This window comes from Fuscibacter oryzae (genome assembly GCF_016765795.1).
In the GTDB taxonomy this organism is placed as follows: domain Bacteria; phylum Pseudomonadota; class Alphaproteobacteria; order Rhodobacterales; family Rhodobacteraceae; genus Fuscibacter; species Fuscibacter oryzae.
The window spans coordinates 529,136-545,152 of record NZ_JAESVP010000002.1; the positions used below are offsets into that span (position 1 = coordinate 529,136).

Below are 16,017 nucleotides of genomic sequence, written 5' to 3' on the forward strand. Positions count from 1 at the left end.
CGGAGTTTTCAAAAACTCCGGGCAACTTTCTTCGAAGAAAATTGCAAATTCCTTCGAAGGAATTTGCCAGGGGCCAGCGATGAGCGAGCGACTTTACCTTTTCGACACCACCCTGCGCGATGGTCAGCAAACCCAGGGCGTGCAATTCTCGGCCGGTGATAAACGCCAGATCGCGCTGGCGCTGGATGCTTTGGGCGTTGACTATATCGAGGGCGGCTGGCCCGGTGCCAACCCGACCGACAGCGAGTTTTTCGCAGCCGCGCCGCAGACCCGCGCCACGATGACCGCCTTTGGCATGACCAAACGCGCGGGCCGCAGTGCGGAGAATGACGATGTGCTGGCGGCGGTCCTCAACGCTGAAACCCCGGCGGTCTGTCTGGTGGGCAAGACGCATGAGTTTCATGTGACGACCGCGCTTGGCATCAGCCTTGACGAAAACCTTGAAAACATCCGCGCCAGCATCGCTCATGTCGTGGCCAAGGGGCGCGAGGCGATGCTCGATGCCGAGCATTTCTTTGACGGCTATCGCGCCAATCCGGCCTATGCCCTGTCCTGCCTGACGGCGGCTCGCGATGCCGGGGCGCGCTGGATCGTGCTGTGCGATACCAACGGCGGCACCCTGCCTGCCGAGGTGGGCCGCGTGGTGGCCGAGGTGATCGCGGCGGGCATTCCCGGCGACCGTTTGGGCATTCATTGCCACGACGATACCGGCAATGCGGTGGCCAACAGCCTTGCCGCCGTGCTGGCGGGCGCGCGGCAGGTTCAGGGCACGCTGAACGGCCTTGGCGAACGCTGCGGCAATGCCAATCTGGTGACGCTGATCCCGACCTTGCTGCTGAAAGAACCCTTTGCCAGCACGCTGGAAACCGGCGTCTCGCGGCAGGCTTTGGCGGGATTGGTGCGCACCAGCCGGATGTTGGATGACATTCTGAACCGGGTTCCGCTGCGGTCGGCGCCCTATGTCGGGGCCAGTGCGTTCGCCCACAAGGCGGGCCTGCATGCAAGCGCCATTCTGAAAGACCCCACCACCTACGAACACATCCCGCCCGAAACGGTGGGCAACGCGCGCCTGATCCCGATGAGCAATCAGGCCGGGCAATCGAACCTGCGCGCCCAGCTTGCGCAGGCCGGGATCGAGGTGGCCCCCAAAGACCCGCGCCTTGGCCGGATTCTGGAGATCATCAAAGAGCGTGAGGATCAGGGCTATGCCTATGACGGCGCGCAGGCCAGTTTTGAACTGCTGGCGCGGCGGGAACTGGGCCTTTGCCCCAGCTTTTTCGAGGTAAAGCGCTATCGCGTGACGGTCGAGCGGCGAAAGAACAAATATGACCGCATGATCAGCCTGTCCGAAGCCGTGGTGGTGGTGAAGGTCGGCGAGCAAAAGATGATGTCGGTCAGCGACAGCATGGATGAAGATGGCAGCGACCGTGGCCCGGTGAACGCGCTGTCCAAGGCGCTGGCCAAGGATCTTGGCCCCTATCAGGCGTGCATCGACGATATGAAGCTGGTCGATTTCAAGGTGCGGATCACCCAAGGCGGCACCGAGGCCGTGACGCGTGTCATCATCGACAGCGAGGATGGTCAGGGCCACCGCTGGTCCACTGTCGGCGTCAGCCCGAACATCGTGGATGCCAGCTTTGAGGCGCTCTTGGATGCGATCAACTGGAAGCTGGTTCGCGACATGGGCGCGGCATGACTTTGGACGCCTGTGCAGAATTGCTGCGGCGCGGCGACGCCGACCGCTTTGCCGCAGCAATGGCTGCCCCGGCGCAGCATCGTGCCCGTCTTTTGCCGCTTTACGCCTTCAATCTGGAGGTGGCGCGCGCACCGTGGGTTTCCAAGGAGCCGATGATTGCCGAAATGCGCCTGCAATGGTGGCGTGATGTGGTGGCCGAACCGCAGCCGCGCGCGCATGAAGTGGCCGGGCCGTTTCATACGGTGATCCGGCAGGCCGCCCTGCCCTTGGCGGTGATCGACCGGCTGATCGCTGCGCGCCTGCACGATGCCTGGGGCGAGCCTTTCGCCGATATGGCCGCGTTTGACGCCTATCTGAACGATACCGCTGGCGGGCTGATGTGGCTAGCCTCAACCGCCTGCGGCGGTACGGATGAGGTGGCGGCGCGGCATCTGGGCTGGGCGCAGGGCGTGGCCAACTATCTGCGGGCTGTACCAGAGCTGGAGGCGCGCGGCCGCTTTCCACTGCCTGATGGCAGACCAGAGGCTCTGCGGAAACTGGCGGAACACGGCCTTGAAAGGCTGCGTCAGGCCCGCACGGGAAAGGTTGCGCCCGCTGCGGCCTTGGCGGCATGGCAGACGGCGAGGCTGCTGAAACTGGCGGCCCGCGATCCGGCAGCGGTGGCCGAAGGGCGGTTGGAGCTTTCGGAATTTGCCAAGCGTGGCGGTCTATTGTGGCAGGCGATGACGGGGCGCTACTGACCCCCTCCCCATTTCAGGGAGTGGGCGCGATCAGCGCGTTTCCTTTGGCCGCAGCATCAGCCAGATCAGCGCTGCACCCGCCAGCACCAGAAACGGCGTCATCGCCAGGTTGACCGCCTGCCAGCCCGATTGCGGCGAACCACCCGAGCAGTTCATCAACCCGCCCGAAGACAGGCTGGCCAGCGTCACGCCACCGAAGACCACAAAGTCATTCAACCCCTGCAACCGCCCCCGCTCTGACGGGGCTTGCGCTGCGGTCAGCATGCTGGTTGCACCGATGAACCCAAAGTTCCAGCCGACGCCCAGCAGGATCAGCGCCAGGAAAAAGTTTTCCAGATGCACGCCAGACAGGGCAACTGCCCCTGCCCCGGCCAATATCACCAAGCCTATGGCCACCACCTTTTGCGCGCCGATCCGGGCAATGACATGGCCCGTAAAGAACGAGGGCAGATACATCGCCAGCACATGCGACGACACCACATTGGCGGCATCATTGGTGTGATAGCCGCAGCCGACGATGGCCAGCGGCGACGAGGTCATCACCAGATTCATCAGCGCATAAGAAACCGTGGCACAGATCATCGCCACCGCGATGACGGGCGTTCTGATCAACTCGCCCTTGGTGCGGCCCAGCGGCGCACCGGCGACCGGGGCGGCGGGTTTCGGAATCTTCAGCCCGGCAAACAGGAACACCCCCACAAGGTTCAGCGCGATCACCGCCAGATAGCTGCCAAGGAAGGGTACGATAAAGGCCTCTGTCGTTGCCTTCACCAGTTGCGGGCCAAAGACGGCAGAGAACAGGCCCCCCGCCATCACCCAGGAAATCGCCTTGGGGCGGAAGGCCTCTGAGGCGGTATCGGCGGCGGCAAAGCGGTAAAAGCCTTGCGCGCTCATGTAAACGCCAGTGAACAGTCCACCCAGCACGAACAGCCAGAAGCTGCCCCACAAAAGACCCAGCGCACCAAGGGCCGCGCCCAATGCACCGCCCATCGCGCCGACGACAAAGCCCGCGCGTCGCCCGTGCCGCGCCATGAAGGCGGAAATCGGCGTCGCGGTCAGCATCGAACCCAGTACGGCGGCGGTAATCGGCAGTGTGGCCCAGCATTTGTTGGGCGCCAGCCCTTGCCCTGCCAGCCCGGCGATGGTGAAGATAACGGGCATCTGTGCCCCCAGCACGGCCTGCGCCGCGACAAGGACCAGAACATTGCGGCGGGCCAGACTGTCATTGGGTTCATGCATGATTGCAAAGGCGTATCTGTCGCCCAAACCTTGGGCAAGAGTGAAACGGAGAGGCCATGATCGGTCGCATCATCATATCTGACGCCTGCGTGGCCGAAGGGGCCGCGTGGCTGGCCCAAGCAGAGCCGCGCTTTGCTTATGCGCTGACGCTGACCGGCCCGCTGCCCCTGCGACGGCGCGAGGACGGGTTTGCGGCGCTGCTCTCAGCGATTGTCAGCCAGCAGGTTTCCGTGGCTTCTGCCAATGCGATTTGGGCGCGGCTGGCGGCGGCGGGGTTGACCGACCGGGCAGCGATGGCAGCGGCGACGGACGAAGAGCTGCGCGCTGTAGGACTGTCGCGGCAAAAGGCGCGCTATGGCCGGGCGCTGGCACAATCGGGCGTCAATTTCGATGCCCTGCGCACAGCCCCCCCCGATCAGGTTGTGGCGCAACTGACGGCGGTTCCCGGTATCGGCATCTGGACGGCAGAGATTTACGCCATGTTCGCCCTTGGCCATGCCGATGTGTTCGCCCCCGGCGATCTGGCGCTGCAAGAAGGGGCGAGACTGCTGTTCAACCTGCCCGAACGTCCGAAAGACCGGGCTCTGCGCGAGATGGCTGCGGCCTGGTCGCCCTGGCGCTCGGTTGCGGCGCGGGTGCTTTGGGCCTACTACCATGTTGAAAAGAACCGAGAGGGCATCCGATGACACGAGAGTTGCAGTTTCAGCGCAAAGCCGCCCGCTCTGGCAAGGCAAGAAGCCTGCTGGTGTTCCTGCATGGCTATGGCGCCGACGGCGCCGATCTGCTGGGTCTTGCCCAGCCGCTGGCGCCCCATCTGCCCAATACCGTCTTTGTGTCGCCCAACGCGCCGGAACCCTGCCAGGGCAACCCCTTCGGCTTTCAGTGGTTCGGCATTCCCCGCTTTGACGGCAGCTCCGAGGCGGATGCCAAGGCCGGGGTCGCCCGCTCGATGGATGATCTGAACGCGTTCCTTGATGCCCGGCTGGCCGAAGAGGGGCTGGGACCAGAGGCGCTGGCGCTGTTCGGTTTTTCCCAAGGTGCCATGATGAGCCTTGCGGTCGCCCCCTTCCGGGATGCGGCAATTGCGGGCGTGGTTGCCTGTTCAGGCCGCCTGCTGGCACCCGAGATGGCCAGCAAGGCCAAGGTGAAACCGGCTATCCTGCTGATGCATGGCGATCAGGACCCTGTGGTACCTTACCATGAGATGGAACGCGCGGCAGAGGCGCTGGCCCCCGCCGGGTTCGATTTGTACACCCATACAATGAAGGGCACGCCCCACGGCATCGCGCCTGACGGGCTGAGTGTGGCGATGCAGTTCCTGCGCGAACGCCTGCCCGCCTGACGCCCCGGCCCGCCGGATCACCCCGCCAACGCCCGCAGCGCGCGGGCGCGGGCGGCAGGAACGCGGGCCACCTCGACTGCGGTGAAGACGTGCAGCGTATCCAGATCGCGGTCAATCACCGCATGGTCACTGACCCAGCCCCCCATGCCCAGATAGGTCCGCAGAATCGCGGGTAAGCCCGCAAGCGCTGCGCGCGGATCTTGCGGCGGCGGCAGATCACATAGGGCCAGCGTTTCGGGGGCACGGCGCTGCGGCCCCTGTCCCGGCATCGCGACATGCGGGCGCAACGCGGCCAGTGCGAGGCTGTGGCGATCCGGGTCTGCGCTGGGAAAAGAGGTGCAGCCGAACATCGCCGCAAACCCTTCGTCATCAACAATGCGTGTCAAGGCAACCCAGGCCAGCCGCAGAATGTCGGGGTCCGTCTGACCGGGGGCGATACAGAATCGCCCGATCTCTATCGCCGGAACCGACAGGCCGGACAGGGTGCCAAGATCATAGAATTGCGCGGCATAGCTGGTTGTCAGGGCGGCGCGGGTTGGAATTTCCAGCAGACGGAAACAGGATAGCAGGTGGTCCCCATCACGCTCTTCAATCAGCACATGGCGGCAGCGCGGGTCAAAGCCATCGGCATCCAGCCCCCCCCCCTTGCGGAAGCACAGGTGCCGCAGGGCCTGCGCGCGGGCGACATCTTCCGGCCCCTCGGCCAGCCGCGCCCGTAACCGCCCCTTTTCCAGCACCTGCATCACCCCTCCGCCACCTTGGCCAAGGCCGGTTTACACCCTATTTGTGTCGGGAACCTGCAAGGCGCGCAAGGCGTCGCAGGAACCGGAGGCCCCATGGACAAGATCAAGAAGACCGATGCTGAATGGAAGGAACAGCTTTCCGACCTTGCCTATCATGTCATGCGCGAACATGGCACCGAGCGGCCCTTTACCAATGACGACTTTCCCGACGCGCCCGGCACCTATCGTTGCGCCGGTTGCGGGGCAGAGCTGTTTGATGCGGCCGAGAAATTTGACGCCGGTTGCGGCTGGCCTTCGTTCACCGCCCCCGCCAATGGCCAGATCGTCGGCGAAAGCAACGATGCCCGCTATGGGATGCGGCGAACCGAGGTGCATTGCAACAAGTGCGAGGCGCATCTGGGCCATGTTTTCCCTGATGGCCCGGCCCCGACCGGTCTGCGCTATTGCATCAACGGCGTGGCGTTGGATTTCGAAGAGCGGAAATGAAGAAAGGGGCGGCACTGGCCGCCCCCTTCCAATCCTGATCCATCGACTCAGTTGTTCAGCAACTGCCCCGCCGATACCCGGCCCAGGCTGCTGAAAAGCTGCCGCAGGAAGCTGACGCCCTTGATGTTCGATTCCGTCACCCGACGAGAGATCGGAACGATGCGCCCATGGTCCAGCCCGAAGCGTTCGACGTTTTCAACAACACCCTTGTCGTCGAAGGTGATCGAAACCACCTGCCGGTCTACCTCTTTCGGCGCATAGGCCCCGACACGGCGGTAGGTGCTTTGGACATAGAACCAGCCCACGTCGTTCAAAAGGCCCGAGGCAGCGGGCTTGCCCACCGTTGCGGCCACCACTTCGCGGGTGTCCTTGCCAACCTCTACCAAGGCCAGCTCTTCGTCAGACGGCACGAAGCCGTGGTTTTCATACACCGGCGTGCAGGCCATCAGCCCCAGCGATACCATCGCCACCAGCACAGCCCTCCGCGAGCGGAGCCGAGAATCGCTGTTTCTTGCCATGCCTGTCCCCGTACACCCCTCCGACAACCAGTCGCCCTTGCCATGGCCGTTTTGCGGCACTATCGCAAAAAGGCAGGCCGACCAGCCCGGTCTTTCCCCAAGGGCTTACAGAAGGTCGCCGTCCTGTTCAAGAATACTGTGCTGTGGCCAGGCAGGTTGTGCCGACAGGTCACAGGAAAGTTGAGCGATCGGAGGTCAGAATGACAGACAGCACCGCTTTTCCCCGGATGCCGCTGCGTGTGGCCACACTGCCCACACGCAAGCCGACGCGCTTTGCCTTCCGGCCCAACGAGGGCGAACGCAAGGCCATGGCAAATGCGCTGGGGTTGCTTGACCTGCCCGGCTTCAGCTTTGTCGGGCAGTTGCAGCCCGAAGGCCGCCACGATTTTCGCCTGACGGCAGAGATGACGGCCCAGGTGGTGCAGCCTTGCGTCATCACCCTTGCGCCGGTTCCAGCCAACTTGCGGGACGAATCGACGCGCCATTATCTGGCCGATTACACCGACCCCGAAGAGGTCGAGGCCGAAATTCCCGAAGAAGACACCGAGCGTCTGCCCGAAGAGATCGACATCGTGCAGGTCGCACTAGAGGCGCTGACCCTTGCGCTGCCGCCCTTTCCCCGCGCGGCGGGTGCCGAACTGGGCGAGGCGGTCTATGGCCCGCCCGGACAGGAACCGCTGCGGCAGGCCGATCTGAACCCCTTTGCCGGGCTTGCAAGTCTGGCAGAAAAGCTGAAACAAAAGGACGAATAGGGGCTGGCCAGAAAAGGGCTTGCACCTGCGGGGAATCTGAGTATGTTCCGCGCCTCATCCGGGGCCTTCCGCCGCGCTGTTGCGCTTGTGCGAATGTCTTGGAAACAAACGAAAATCAGGGGCCTGCCCCTCAAAACCCCGAGGTCGAGACATGGCTGTCCCTCAGAACCGAGTCACCCGTTCGCGTCGCAACATGCGTCGTGCGCATGACGCGCTGGTTGCTGGCAACCCGCAAGATTGCTCCAACTGTGGCGAGTTGAAGCGCCCGCACCACGTTTGCCCGTCGTGCGGCCATTACGATGCGCGCGAAGTCGTGGCCACGAAGGCTGTCGATACGGACGAGGACGCGGCGTAAGCCGCTCCTGACGCTTTCGCGCCCCGATGACGACCGGACAGGACACTGAACGGGCTGAAAACGGCGGGCGCACCGTCATTTCCGTTGATGCGATGGGTGGAGATCGCGGGCCGGCGGCAGTTGTCGCCGGTTTGATGATTTGTGCCGAACGACTGCCCGATGCGCAGTTTCTGCTGCATGGCAACGAATCTGAATTGAAACGGCTTTTGGCCCGGCAGCCCACATTGGCTGGCCGGGTTGAACTGCGTCATGCCGACCGGGTCGTGACCATGCACGACAAGCCCAGCCAGATCATGCGGTCGGGCAACGGCACCTCGATGTGGTCCACCATCGACAGCGTGAAGAACGGCGAGGCCGGGGCTGCGGTGTCCTGCGGCAATACCGGCGCGCTGATGGCGGTTTCGATGCTGCGGCTGCGCAAGCTGCCCGGCGTGAACCGGCCCGCGATTGCCTGCTATTGGCCCTCGCGCAACCCTTCCGGCTTCAATGTGATGCTGGACGTGGGGGCCGACATCAAGGCCGAGGCGGCGGATTTGCTGCAATATGCCGCCATGGGGGCATCCTACGCCAAGAACGGCATGCAGACCGCGCGGCCCCGCGTCGGCCTGCTGAACGTCGGCACCGAGGAACACAAGGGCCGGGCCGAGCTGCATGAGGCGCATCACCTGTTGGGCGCTGCGGCAGAGGTTTCGGGCTATGATTTCGTTGGCTTTGTCGAAGGTGGCGATATTCCGTCCGACCGCGTGGATGTGATCGTGACCGATGGTTTCACCGGCAATATCGCGCTGAAAACCGGCGAAGGCACTGCCAAGCTGATCTCCGACTTCATGAAAGAGGCGTTCAACGCTGGCTGGATGTCGCGCTTTGCCGCGCTGATCGCCATGAATTCCCTGAAACGTCTGGCACGGCGGATCGACCCGCGCCTTGCCAATGGAGGGGTGTTTCTGGGGCTGAACGGCACGGTGGTGAAGTCGCACGGCTCGTCCGATGCCACCGGCGTCGCGGCGGCGGTGGAACTGGCGCACCGGCTGGCAAAAGCGGGCTTTACTCAATCGCTTGCGGCGCGGGTTGCATCCGCCGAACGCGCGGGGCAGGATGCCCCCGCGAGTGCCGGGGAGGCTGGGTCCGAAGAATGACGATACGCGCCGTGGTTAAGGGCGTCGGGCATTACCTGCCCGAGCGTGTGGTGCCCAACAGCAAATTCGAAGCGATTGTCGAGACTTCGGACGAATGGATTCGCAGCCGCTCTGGCATCGAACGCCGCCATTTTGTGGCCGAAGGCCAGACCACATCCGATCTGGGCACCCGTGCAGCACAAGCAGCGCTTGCCGATGCGGGCCTGACGGCGGATGACATTGACGCGGTCATCGTCGCCACCTCGACCGCCGATCTGACCTTTCCTTCTGCCGCAACGATGGTTCAGGCCCAGTTGGGTATGACCCACGGCTTTGCGTTCGACGTGCAGGCGGTTTGCGCCGGGTTTGTCTTTGCCCTGACCAACGCCAATGCGCTGATCATCTCTGGCGCGGCGCGGCGGGTTCTGGTGATCGGGGCTGAAACCTTCAGCCGGTTGATGGACTGGACCGACCGGGGCACCTGCGTGCTGTTCGGCGATGGCGCGGGCGCGCTGGTGCTGGAGGCTGCGACGGGCGACGGCACCAATGCCGACCGGGGCATTCTGGCGACCGACCTGCACAGCGACGGGCGCCACAAGGACATTCTTTACGTTGATGGTGGCGTGTCCACCGGCACGACCGGCCATCTGCGGATGGAAGGCAAGGAAGTGTTCCGCCATGCGGTGGAAAAGCTGGCCGAAACCGCCCATGCCTCCTTGGCCAAACTTGGCATGTCGGGCGAGGATGTGGACTGGATCGTCCCCCATCAAGCCAATATCCGCATCATCGAAGCCACCGCCAAACGCATGCAGGTGCCGATGGACCGCGTGGTGGTGACCGTACAAGATCACGGCAACACCTCTGCCGCCTCGATTCCCCTTGCGCTGTCGGTTGGCAAGGCGCGCGGGCAGATCAAGCCCGGCGATCTGGTGGTGACAGAGGCGATTGGCGGCGGCCTTGCCTGGGGATCGGTCGTTCTTCGCTGGTAAGGTGCTTGAACGCCCTGCCCCAAGTGATTGATATTGACTCGCAATTCGCTAGCCCCCATCCTGCCGGTATAACCCGGGGGGGATATGATGAGCGAAAAAACTCTGACACGGATGGACCTTTCCGAAGCCGTGTTCCACGAAGTCGGCCTGAGCCGCAATGAATCGGCCCAACTGGTCGAGGCAGTTCTTGGACATATGTCCGACGCGCTGGCCAGTGGCGAGACAGTGAAAATCTCGTCCTTCGGCACGTTTTCGGTGCGTGACAAGACGGCCCGTGTCGGCCGCAACCCCAAGACCGGGGATGAGGTGCCAATCAGCCCGCGTCGCGTGCTGACTTTCCGGCCCTCGCATCTGATGAAAGACCGCGTTGCTGCGGGCAAGAAAAAGTAACGGGACTGCACGGGCATGGACAAGTCGCCAGAAGCCTTCCGCACCATCAGCGAGGTGGCGGACCTTTTGGAAACCCCGGCCCATGTGCTGCGGTTCTGGGAAAGCCGTTTTCCCCAGATCAGGCCGGTCAAGCGCGCGGGCGGGCGTCGGTATTACCGCCCGGCGGATGTGGCTCTGCTGTCCGGCATCAAACGATTGCTGCATGAAGAGGGAATGACGATTCGCGGCGTGCAGAAAATGCTGCGCGAACAGGGCGTGCGGCATGTTGCCGAAATCGGCGGCGATGCCCATGCGGTGGAAGAAGATGCCGAGGCCGCGCTGGAAGCTGCGTTGACCGCGAACTTTCCCAAGGAAACCGCCCCTGCCCCGGCTGACGAGCCGGAAACCGCGCAGATCGTGGCATTGGAAACCGCCTTGAAGAAAGACCCTGTTCGCCCGCGCAAACCCGAACAGCCAAACTTGTTCCGCGGCCTGTTCGACGATCTGGCCCCCCCCGCCGCTGCACCGGAGGAACCTCTGTTCGAACAGGTGACCGAGGCGCTGGCCGTGGTCTCGGCCGAACCTCCGGTTGCCGAACAGGTGCCCGAAGCGCCGATGATGATCGACGCTGATGATGACGACCTGCAAGACCGCATCGTTGCGCTGACCAGAATGGCCACAGAGTCCGAAGTGCATGATTCGAAACCGGAAAGCCCTGCCAAGTACTTTCCCGCTCCGGTGCCGGTGCTGGCCGCTGACGCAAGCCTTGCGGCGCGGATTTCCGCTGCCCCCCGCGCATTGCTGGCTGCTCACCGCGAAACCCTGCGCGCGTTGCGTGACAGGCTGATCGTGCTGGAGGACCGCATGATCGGCCCGCGCTACTAAGCGGAAAAATCATGCACTTTCCCGCTTGCCCCTGCCACGAAACTCGTTATGTAACCCCCACATCGTCGGGCCGTAGCGCAGCCTGGTTTAGCGCGTCCGTCTGGGGGGCGGGAGGTCGTGAGTTCGAATCTCACCGGCCCGACCATGTGAAAACGCCCGCTTGCCACTTGGCAGGCGGGCGTTCTCATTTAAGGAAATAGACCCAGCCGCGAAAGGCTTGCAGATGATCCAGTCCGGCGTTTTGCCAGCCCAGACCCTGCGCGCCCTGATCGAACAGGGCGCCATTGCTGCCGATCCGGCGATCATCCCGGCGCAGGTGCAGCCCGCCAGCCTTGATCTGCGCCTTGGCACCGTGGCCTACCGCGTCCGCGCCTCTTTCCTGGCCGGGCATGGCGCGAAGGTGGCCGACCGAATTGCCGAGTTCGAGATGCACCGCGTCGATCTGACCGAAGGTGCGGTGCTGGAAAAGGGCTGCGTCTATGTGATTCCGCTGATGGAGCGGCTGGCCCTGCCCGCCGGCATCACGGCGGTGGCAAATGCCAAAAGCTCGACCGGGCGGCTGGACCTGCTGACCCGCACCATCACCGATGGCGGGGCCGAATTTGACCGCATCCCCGAAGGTTACACCGGCCCTCTATATGCCGAGGTGTGCCCGCGCAGCTTTTCGGTGCTGGTGCGCGCCGGGCAAAGGCTGAACCAGATCCGCTTTCGCGCAGGGCAAGCCGTGCTGTCGGATGAGGCGCTGAAAACCCTGCATGCCGCCGATCCGCTGGTTTCGGGCGAGGCGGTGATTTCCGAGGGTCTGGGCTTTTCGGTCGATCTGTCGCCCGGCAAGGAGGATCTGGTCGGTTACCGCGCCAAACCCCATACCGGCGTGGTGGACCTTGACCGCATCGGACACTATCCCGCCCGCGATTTCTGGGAAGAGCTGCGCACCACCGAAGGCCGCATCATTCTTGATCCCGGTGCCTTCTACATACTCGTTTCCCGCGAGGCGGTGACTATTCCCCCCGATTACGCCGCCGAAATGGCCCCCTATCTGGCGATGGTGGGCGAGTTCCGCGTGCATTACGCGGGCTTTTTCGACCCCGGCTTTGGCCATGCCAGCGCAGGCGGTATGGGCAGCCGCGGTGTGCTGGAGGTGCGCTGCCACGAGGCCCCCTTTGTGCTGGAACATGGTCAGGTGGTGGGCCGTCTGGTTTATGAACGCATGTCGGAACGACCCGAAACGCTCTATGGCGCGGGGTTGCAATCCAACTATCAGGGACAGGGACTAAAGCTGGCAAAGCAGTTCCGCACCGCGTCACAAATTCCTTCGAAGAAGATTACGGCCACCCCGCCGCAACCTGTTCGCAACAGGACGCAAACAGACAATGCCGCTGCCACGCTGCCCCCTAGAAAGAAAGGGTGAGCGGGAAAGGAAGACCGTGGCTGAAGCCATCTCTGCCGATGCTGATCTTTTGCCGGACGCGCGTTGGGATGACCCCACGCGCGGTACCATCCGCTTCCGCACCCTGATCTCGACCCCCACCACGCCGACCGACAGCATCGTCTGCGGTGTCGCGATAATGGCTGAAGGGGAAACCTTTGCCCTGCATTCACACCCGCAGGCAGAGGTTTACTTCGGGTTGGAGGGCGAAGGCGAGGTACTGGTCGACGGCACCCCTCACCGCCTCGCACCCGGCGTTGCCCTGTTCATTCCGGGTGGCGTGGTACACGGGGTTCCCATGGCGCGCGCACCGTTGAAATGGTTCTACACCTTCGCCGCCGATTCCTTTGACGACATCAAATACCGCTTCGTCCACGAAGCTGGAGAAAAGACATGACCGAAGACGCCCTTGTCATCTTTACCCCCTCGGGCAAGCGGGGCCGCTTTGCCCTTGGCACCCCGGTTCTGACTGCCGCCCGGCAGTTGGGCGTCGATCTCGATTCGGTTTGCGGCGGGCGCGGCATCTGTTCCAAATGCCAGATCAGCCCCGGCTATGGCGAATTTCCCAAGCATGGCGTGCATGTCGATGATGATGCGCTGACTCCGTGGAACTCGGTGGAGGAGCGCTATAAGTCCAAGCGTGGCATGGCTCCGGGCCGCCGCCTTGGCTGTCAGGCGCAGGTGATGGGCGATGTGGTCATCGACGTGCCGCCCGAAAGCCAGGTGCACAAGCAGGTCATCCGCAAATCCGCCACCCAGCGCGACATCGTGATGGATCCGGCCACCCGCGCCCTGTTCGTCGAGGTGACAGAGCCGGATATGCACAACCCCTCGGGCGACTTTGAACGCTTGAAAGAGGCGCTGGCCGCGCAATGGGGCGTCACGGATGTCATTGCCGATCTGGCACTGCTGTCGCGCCTGCAACCTGTGCTGCGCAAGGGTGAATGGAAGGTGACGGTGGTTCTGCACAAGGGCAACCACGACACCCGCACCCGACTGCTGGAGGTTTATCCGGGGTTCCATGACGGCGCATTGTACGGGTTGGCCATCGACCTTGGATCGACCACCATCGCGGCGCATCTGTGCAATCTGACGGATGGGGCGGTTCTGGCCTCCAACGGTCTGATGAATCCGCAGATCCGCTTTGGCGAAGACCTGATGAGCCGGGTTTCCTATGCGATGATGAACCCCGGCGGCGATGTGGAGATGACCCGCGCCGTGCGCGAGGCGATCAACGCACTGGCCAAGTCGATTGCCGAAGAGGCCAAGATCGACCCGCGCGCCATTTTTGAGGTGGTGTTCGTGATGAACCCGGTCATGCACCATCTGCTGATGGGGATTGATCCGGTCGAACTGGGTCAGGCCCCCTTTGCGCTGGCAACCTCTGGCAGCCTGTCGCTGGACGGGCGCGATCTGGAATTGACGAACATCCACCGCGCCGCGCGGGTCTATGTGCTGCCCTGCATCGCGGGCCATGTGGGGGCCGATTGCGCCGCCGTGGCCCTGTCGGAAGAGCCGGGCAAGTCGGATGACATGGTGCTGATCGTCGATGTCGGCACCAATGCCGAGATTTTGTTGGGCAACAAAAGCCGTGTGCTGGCTTGTTCCAGCCCCACCGGCCCGGCGTTTGAAGGCGCGCAAATCTCCAGCGGCCAGCGCGCGGCCCCCGGCGCGATTGAGCGGGTCGAGATTGATCCTGTCAGCAAAGAGCCGCGTTTCCGGGTGATCGGTTCGGACCTGTGGTCCACCGATCCCGGCTTTGCCGAGGCGACCAAGGGCAGCGGCATCACCGGCATCTGCGGGTCAGGCATCATCGAGGCGGTGGCAGAGATGCGACTGGCCGGTATTCTGGACCAGACCGGCCTGATCGGCAGCGCCGAACAGGTGGGCACCGAACGCTGCGTGACCTTCGGGCGCACGCAATCCTATCTGCTGCACGATGCCAGCGCCGAGGGTGGGCCAAAGATCTGGGTGACCCAAGGCGACATTCGCGCGATCCAGCTTGCCAAATCGGCGCTTTATGCCGGGGCGCGGCTGCTGATGGATGAGATGGGCATCGAGAAAGTGGAAAAGGTCATCCTCGCCGGGGCCTTTGGCGCCCATATCAGCCCCAAGCACGCGATGGTGCTGGGCATGATTCCCGATGTGCCGCTGGACAAGGTGATTTCGGCCGGCAACGCCGCAGGCACCGGGGCGCGGATTGCGCTGTGCAATGTCGGCTCTCGCAACGCCATCGAGGCGACGGTGCATGAGATTCACAAGGTGGAAACCGCGATCGAACCGAAGTTTCAGGAGCATTTCGTCAATGCCTCGGCCATTCCGAATGCGGTGGAACCGTTCCCGGAGCTGCTGAAAATCGTCACCTTGCCGGATGTCAGCTATAATCCGGCTTCGGGCGGGGGCGAGGGCGGGCGGCGTCGGCGGCGTTGATCCGTTGCGGCGGGGGTTTCACACCCCCGCACCCCCGTGGGATATTTTCAGAAGGGGAAGATAAAAGAGGCCGCTCTGTTGTTTTTCACTCAGAACTGAGCCGGTTTTTTCACCGCGAAGTGAGCCACCTCTGATTATGGATTTCGGTTCATGCTGGGGTCAAGGTCGGGCTTGTCTCCTTCTTTTTCCGGGCTGCAGCGGCGGAGCTTGCCTTGAACCGGAAGCTGTCGTTACCGGTTTCCAAGATGTGACAGCGGTGGGTCAGGCGGTCGAGCAAGGCCGTGGTCATCTTGGCATCCCCAAAGACCGTGGCCCATTCGCTGAAGCTCAGGTTGGTGGTGATGACGACGCTGGTGCGCTCGTAGAGCTTGCTCAGGAGGTGGAATAGGAGGGCCCCGCCGGATGCGCTGAAGGGCAGGTATCCCAATTCATCCAGGATCACGAGGTCGAGCTTGGTCAGGCCTTCCGCGATCTGCCCGGCCTTGCCCTTGGCCTTTTCCTGTTCGAGGGCGTTGACCAGTTCGATGGTGGAGAAGAAGCGGACCTTGCGGCGGTGATGTTCTATGGCCTGAATGCCGAGGGCGGTGGCAACATGTGTTTTGCCGGTTCCCGGACCGCCGATCAGGACCACGTTCTGGGCGCCGTACATGAACTCGCAGCGGTGCAATATCCTGACAGTGGCCTCGTTGATCTCGCTGGCGGCGAAGTCGAAGCCCGAGAGGTCCTTGTAGGCCGGGAACCGCGCGGACTTCATGTGATAGGCGATGGAGCGCACTTCGCGTTCGGCCAGTTCAGCCTTCAGCAGTTGGGAGAGCATCGGGATTGCAGCTTCAAAGGCGGGCGCGCCTTGTTCGATCAGGTCGGTCACGGCTTGGGCCATGCCATACATCTTCAGGCTGCGGAGCATGATGACGATGGCACCAGCGGCT

Annotated in this window: 18 protein-coding genes and 1 tRNA gene; 15 read left to right on the plus strand and 4 right to left on the minus strand. The window is 63.4% G+C overall.

Annotated features, from left to right (window positions below):
* Positions 1 to 79: 79 nt before the first annotated feature.
* Together cimA and JI744_RS05840 are read left to right on the plus strand one after the other, a co-directional pair.
* Entirely contained in the window at positions 80 to 1,696 is a 1,617-nt protein-coding gene (cimA, locus tag JI744_RS05835; protein WP_202658745.1) for a citramalate synthase, read from the plus strand.
* Positions 1,693 to 2,436: a squalene/phytoene synthase family protein gene (locus tag JI744_RS05840; protein WP_202658746.1), complete on the plus strand. Its 744-nt coding sequence runs from the start codon at positions 1,693 to 1,695 to the stop codon at positions 2,434 to 2,436. Before cimA ends, JI744_RS05840 begins: the two co-directional genes overlap by 4 nt.
* A gap of 30 nt (positions 2,437 to 2,466) precedes the next feature.
* Here the strand turns inward: JI744_RS05840 and JI744_RS05845 are convergent, their stop codons facing one another.
* The gene (locus JI744_RS05845; RefSeq protein ID WP_202658747.1) at positions 2,467 to 3,675 is read right to left on the minus strand and encodes an MFS transporter; all 1,209 of its coding nucleotides are present in this window, start codon (positions 3,673 to 3,675) and stop codon (positions 2,467 to 2,469) included.
* Positions 3,676 to 3,731: 56 nt separating this feature from the next.
* Between JI744_RS05845 and JI744_RS05850 the strand changes: the two genes are divergently transcribed.
* Both JI744_RS05850 and JI744_RS05855 read left to right on the plus strand, forming a co-directional pair.
* The gene (locus tag JI744_RS05850) at positions 3,732 to 4,361 is read left to right on the plus strand and encodes a DNA-3-methyladenine glycosylase family protein (protein WP_202658748.1); all 630 of its coding nucleotides are present in this window, start codon (positions 3,732 to 3,734) and stop codon (positions 4,359 to 4,361) included.
* On the plus strand, positions 4,358 to 5,017 hold the full coding sequence (locus JI744_RS05855) for an alpha/beta hydrolase (RefSeq protein ID WP_202658749.1): 660 nt from the start codon (positions 4,358 to 4,360) through the stop codon (positions 5,015 to 5,017). The genes JI744_RS05850 and JI744_RS05855 overlap by 4 nt, the downstream gene beginning before the upstream one ends.
* Before the next feature lie 17 nt (positions 5,018 to 5,034).
* On the opposite strand, the gene JI744_RS05860 is transcribed toward JI744_RS05855, so the two are convergent.
* Positions 5,035 to 5,760, minus strand: a complete 726-nt coding sequence (locus JI744_RS05860; RefSeq protein ID WP_202658750.1) for a GNAT family N-acetyltransferase — start codon at positions 5,758 to 5,760, stop codon at positions 5,035 to 5,037.
* A 93-nt stretch (positions 5,761 to 5,853) separates the two neighbouring features.
* Between JI744_RS05860 and msrB the strand changes: the two genes are divergently transcribed.
* Positions 5,854 to 6,246 (plus strand): peptide-methionine (R)-S-oxide reductase MsrB, encoded by a 393-nt coding sequence (gene msrB, locus JI744_RS05865; protein WP_202658751.1) that lies wholly within the window; start codon positions 5,854 to 5,856, stop codon positions 6,244 to 6,246.
* A 47-nt stretch (positions 6,247 to 6,293) separates the two neighbouring features.
* Here msrB and JI744_RS05870 read toward each other — a convergent pair whose 3' ends face one another.
* Positions 6,294 to 6,764 (minus strand): outer membrane protein assembly factor BamE, encoded by a 471-nt coding sequence (locus JI744_RS05870; RefSeq protein ID WP_202658752.1) that lies wholly within the window; start codon positions 6,762 to 6,764, stop codon positions 6,294 to 6,296.
* A gap of 200 nt (positions 6,765 to 6,964) precedes the next feature.
* On the opposite strand from JI744_RS05870, the gene JI744_RS05875 reads away from it, so the two are divergent.
* From JI744_RS05875 to JI744_RS05920, 10 genes are all read left to right on the plus strand, one after another.
* Positions 6,965 to 7,516 carry a YceD family protein gene (locus tag JI744_RS05875; RefSeq protein ID WP_202658753.1) on the plus strand — a complete coding sequence of 184 codons (552 nt, stop codon included), beginning with the start codon at positions 6,965 to 6,967 and terminating at the stop codon, positions 7,514 to 7,516.
* A gap of 151 nt (positions 7,517 to 7,667) precedes the next feature.
* A complete protein-coding gene (rpmF, locus tag JI744_RS05880) occupies positions 7,668 to 7,871 on the plus strand; it encodes a 50S ribosomal protein L32 (RefSeq protein ID WP_202658754.1) in 204 nt (67 codons plus the stop codon).
* Positions 7,872 to 7,897: 26 nt separating this feature from the next.
* Entirely contained in the window at positions 7,898 to 9,007 is a 1,110-nt protein-coding gene (gene plsX / locus JI744_RS05885) for a phosphate acyltransferase PlsX (protein WP_202658755.1), read from the plus strand.
* Positions 9,004 to 9,975: a beta-ketoacyl-ACP synthase III gene (locus JI744_RS05890; protein ID WP_202658756.1), complete on the plus strand. Its 972-nt coding sequence runs from the start codon at positions 9,004 to 9,006 to the stop codon at positions 9,973 to 9,975. Before plsX ends, JI744_RS05890 begins: the two co-directional genes overlap by 4 nt.
* An 87-nt stretch (positions 9,976 to 10,062) precedes the next feature.
* Positions 10,063 to 10,365 (plus strand): integration host factor subunit alpha, encoded by a 303-nt coding sequence (ihfA, locus tag JI744_RS05895; RefSeq protein ID WP_202658757.1) that lies wholly within the window; start codon positions 10,063 to 10,065, stop codon positions 10,363 to 10,365.
* A gap of 15 nt (positions 10,366 to 10,380) precedes the next feature.
* Positions 10,381 to 11,229: a MerR family transcriptional regulator gene (locus JI744_RS05900; RefSeq protein ID WP_202658758.1), complete on the plus strand. Its 849-nt coding sequence runs from the start codon at positions 10,381 to 10,383 to the stop codon at positions 11,227 to 11,229.
* 66 nt (positions 11,230 to 11,295) lie between these two features.
* Positions 11,296 to 11,374, plus strand: a tRNA-Pro gene (locus JI744_RS05905).
* A gap of 78 nt (positions 11,375 to 11,452) precedes the next feature.
* Positions 11,453 to 12,640, plus strand: a complete 1,188-nt coding sequence (locus tag JI744_RS05910; RefSeq protein WP_202658759.1) for a 2'-deoxycytidine 5'-triphosphate deaminase — start codon at positions 11,453 to 11,455, stop codon at positions 12,638 to 12,640.
* A gap of 16 nt (positions 12,641 to 12,656) precedes the next feature.
* Positions 12,657 to 13,055, plus strand: coding sequence for a cupin domain-containing protein (locus JI744_RS19215; RefSeq protein WP_202658760.1), 399 nt, complete (start codon positions 12,657 to 12,659; stop codon positions 13,053 to 13,055).
* A complete protein-coding gene (locus JI744_RS05920; RefSeq protein WP_202658761.1) occupies positions 13,052 to 15,088 on the plus strand; it encodes an ASKHA domain-containing protein in 2,037 nt (678 codons plus the stop codon). The genes JI744_RS19215 and JI744_RS05920 overlap by 4 nt, the downstream gene beginning before the upstream one ends.
* A 148-nt stretch (positions 15,089 to 15,236) precedes the next feature.
* Here the strand turns inward: JI744_RS05920 and istB are convergent, their stop codons facing one another.
* The gene (istB, locus tag JI744_RS05925) at positions 15,237 to 16,004 is read right to left on the minus strand and encodes an IS21-like element helper ATPase IstB (protein WP_202658795.1); all 768 of its coding nucleotides are present in this window, start codon (positions 16,002 to 16,004) and stop codon (positions 15,237 to 15,239) included.
* Positions 16,005 to 16,017 lie beyond the last annotated feature (13 nt).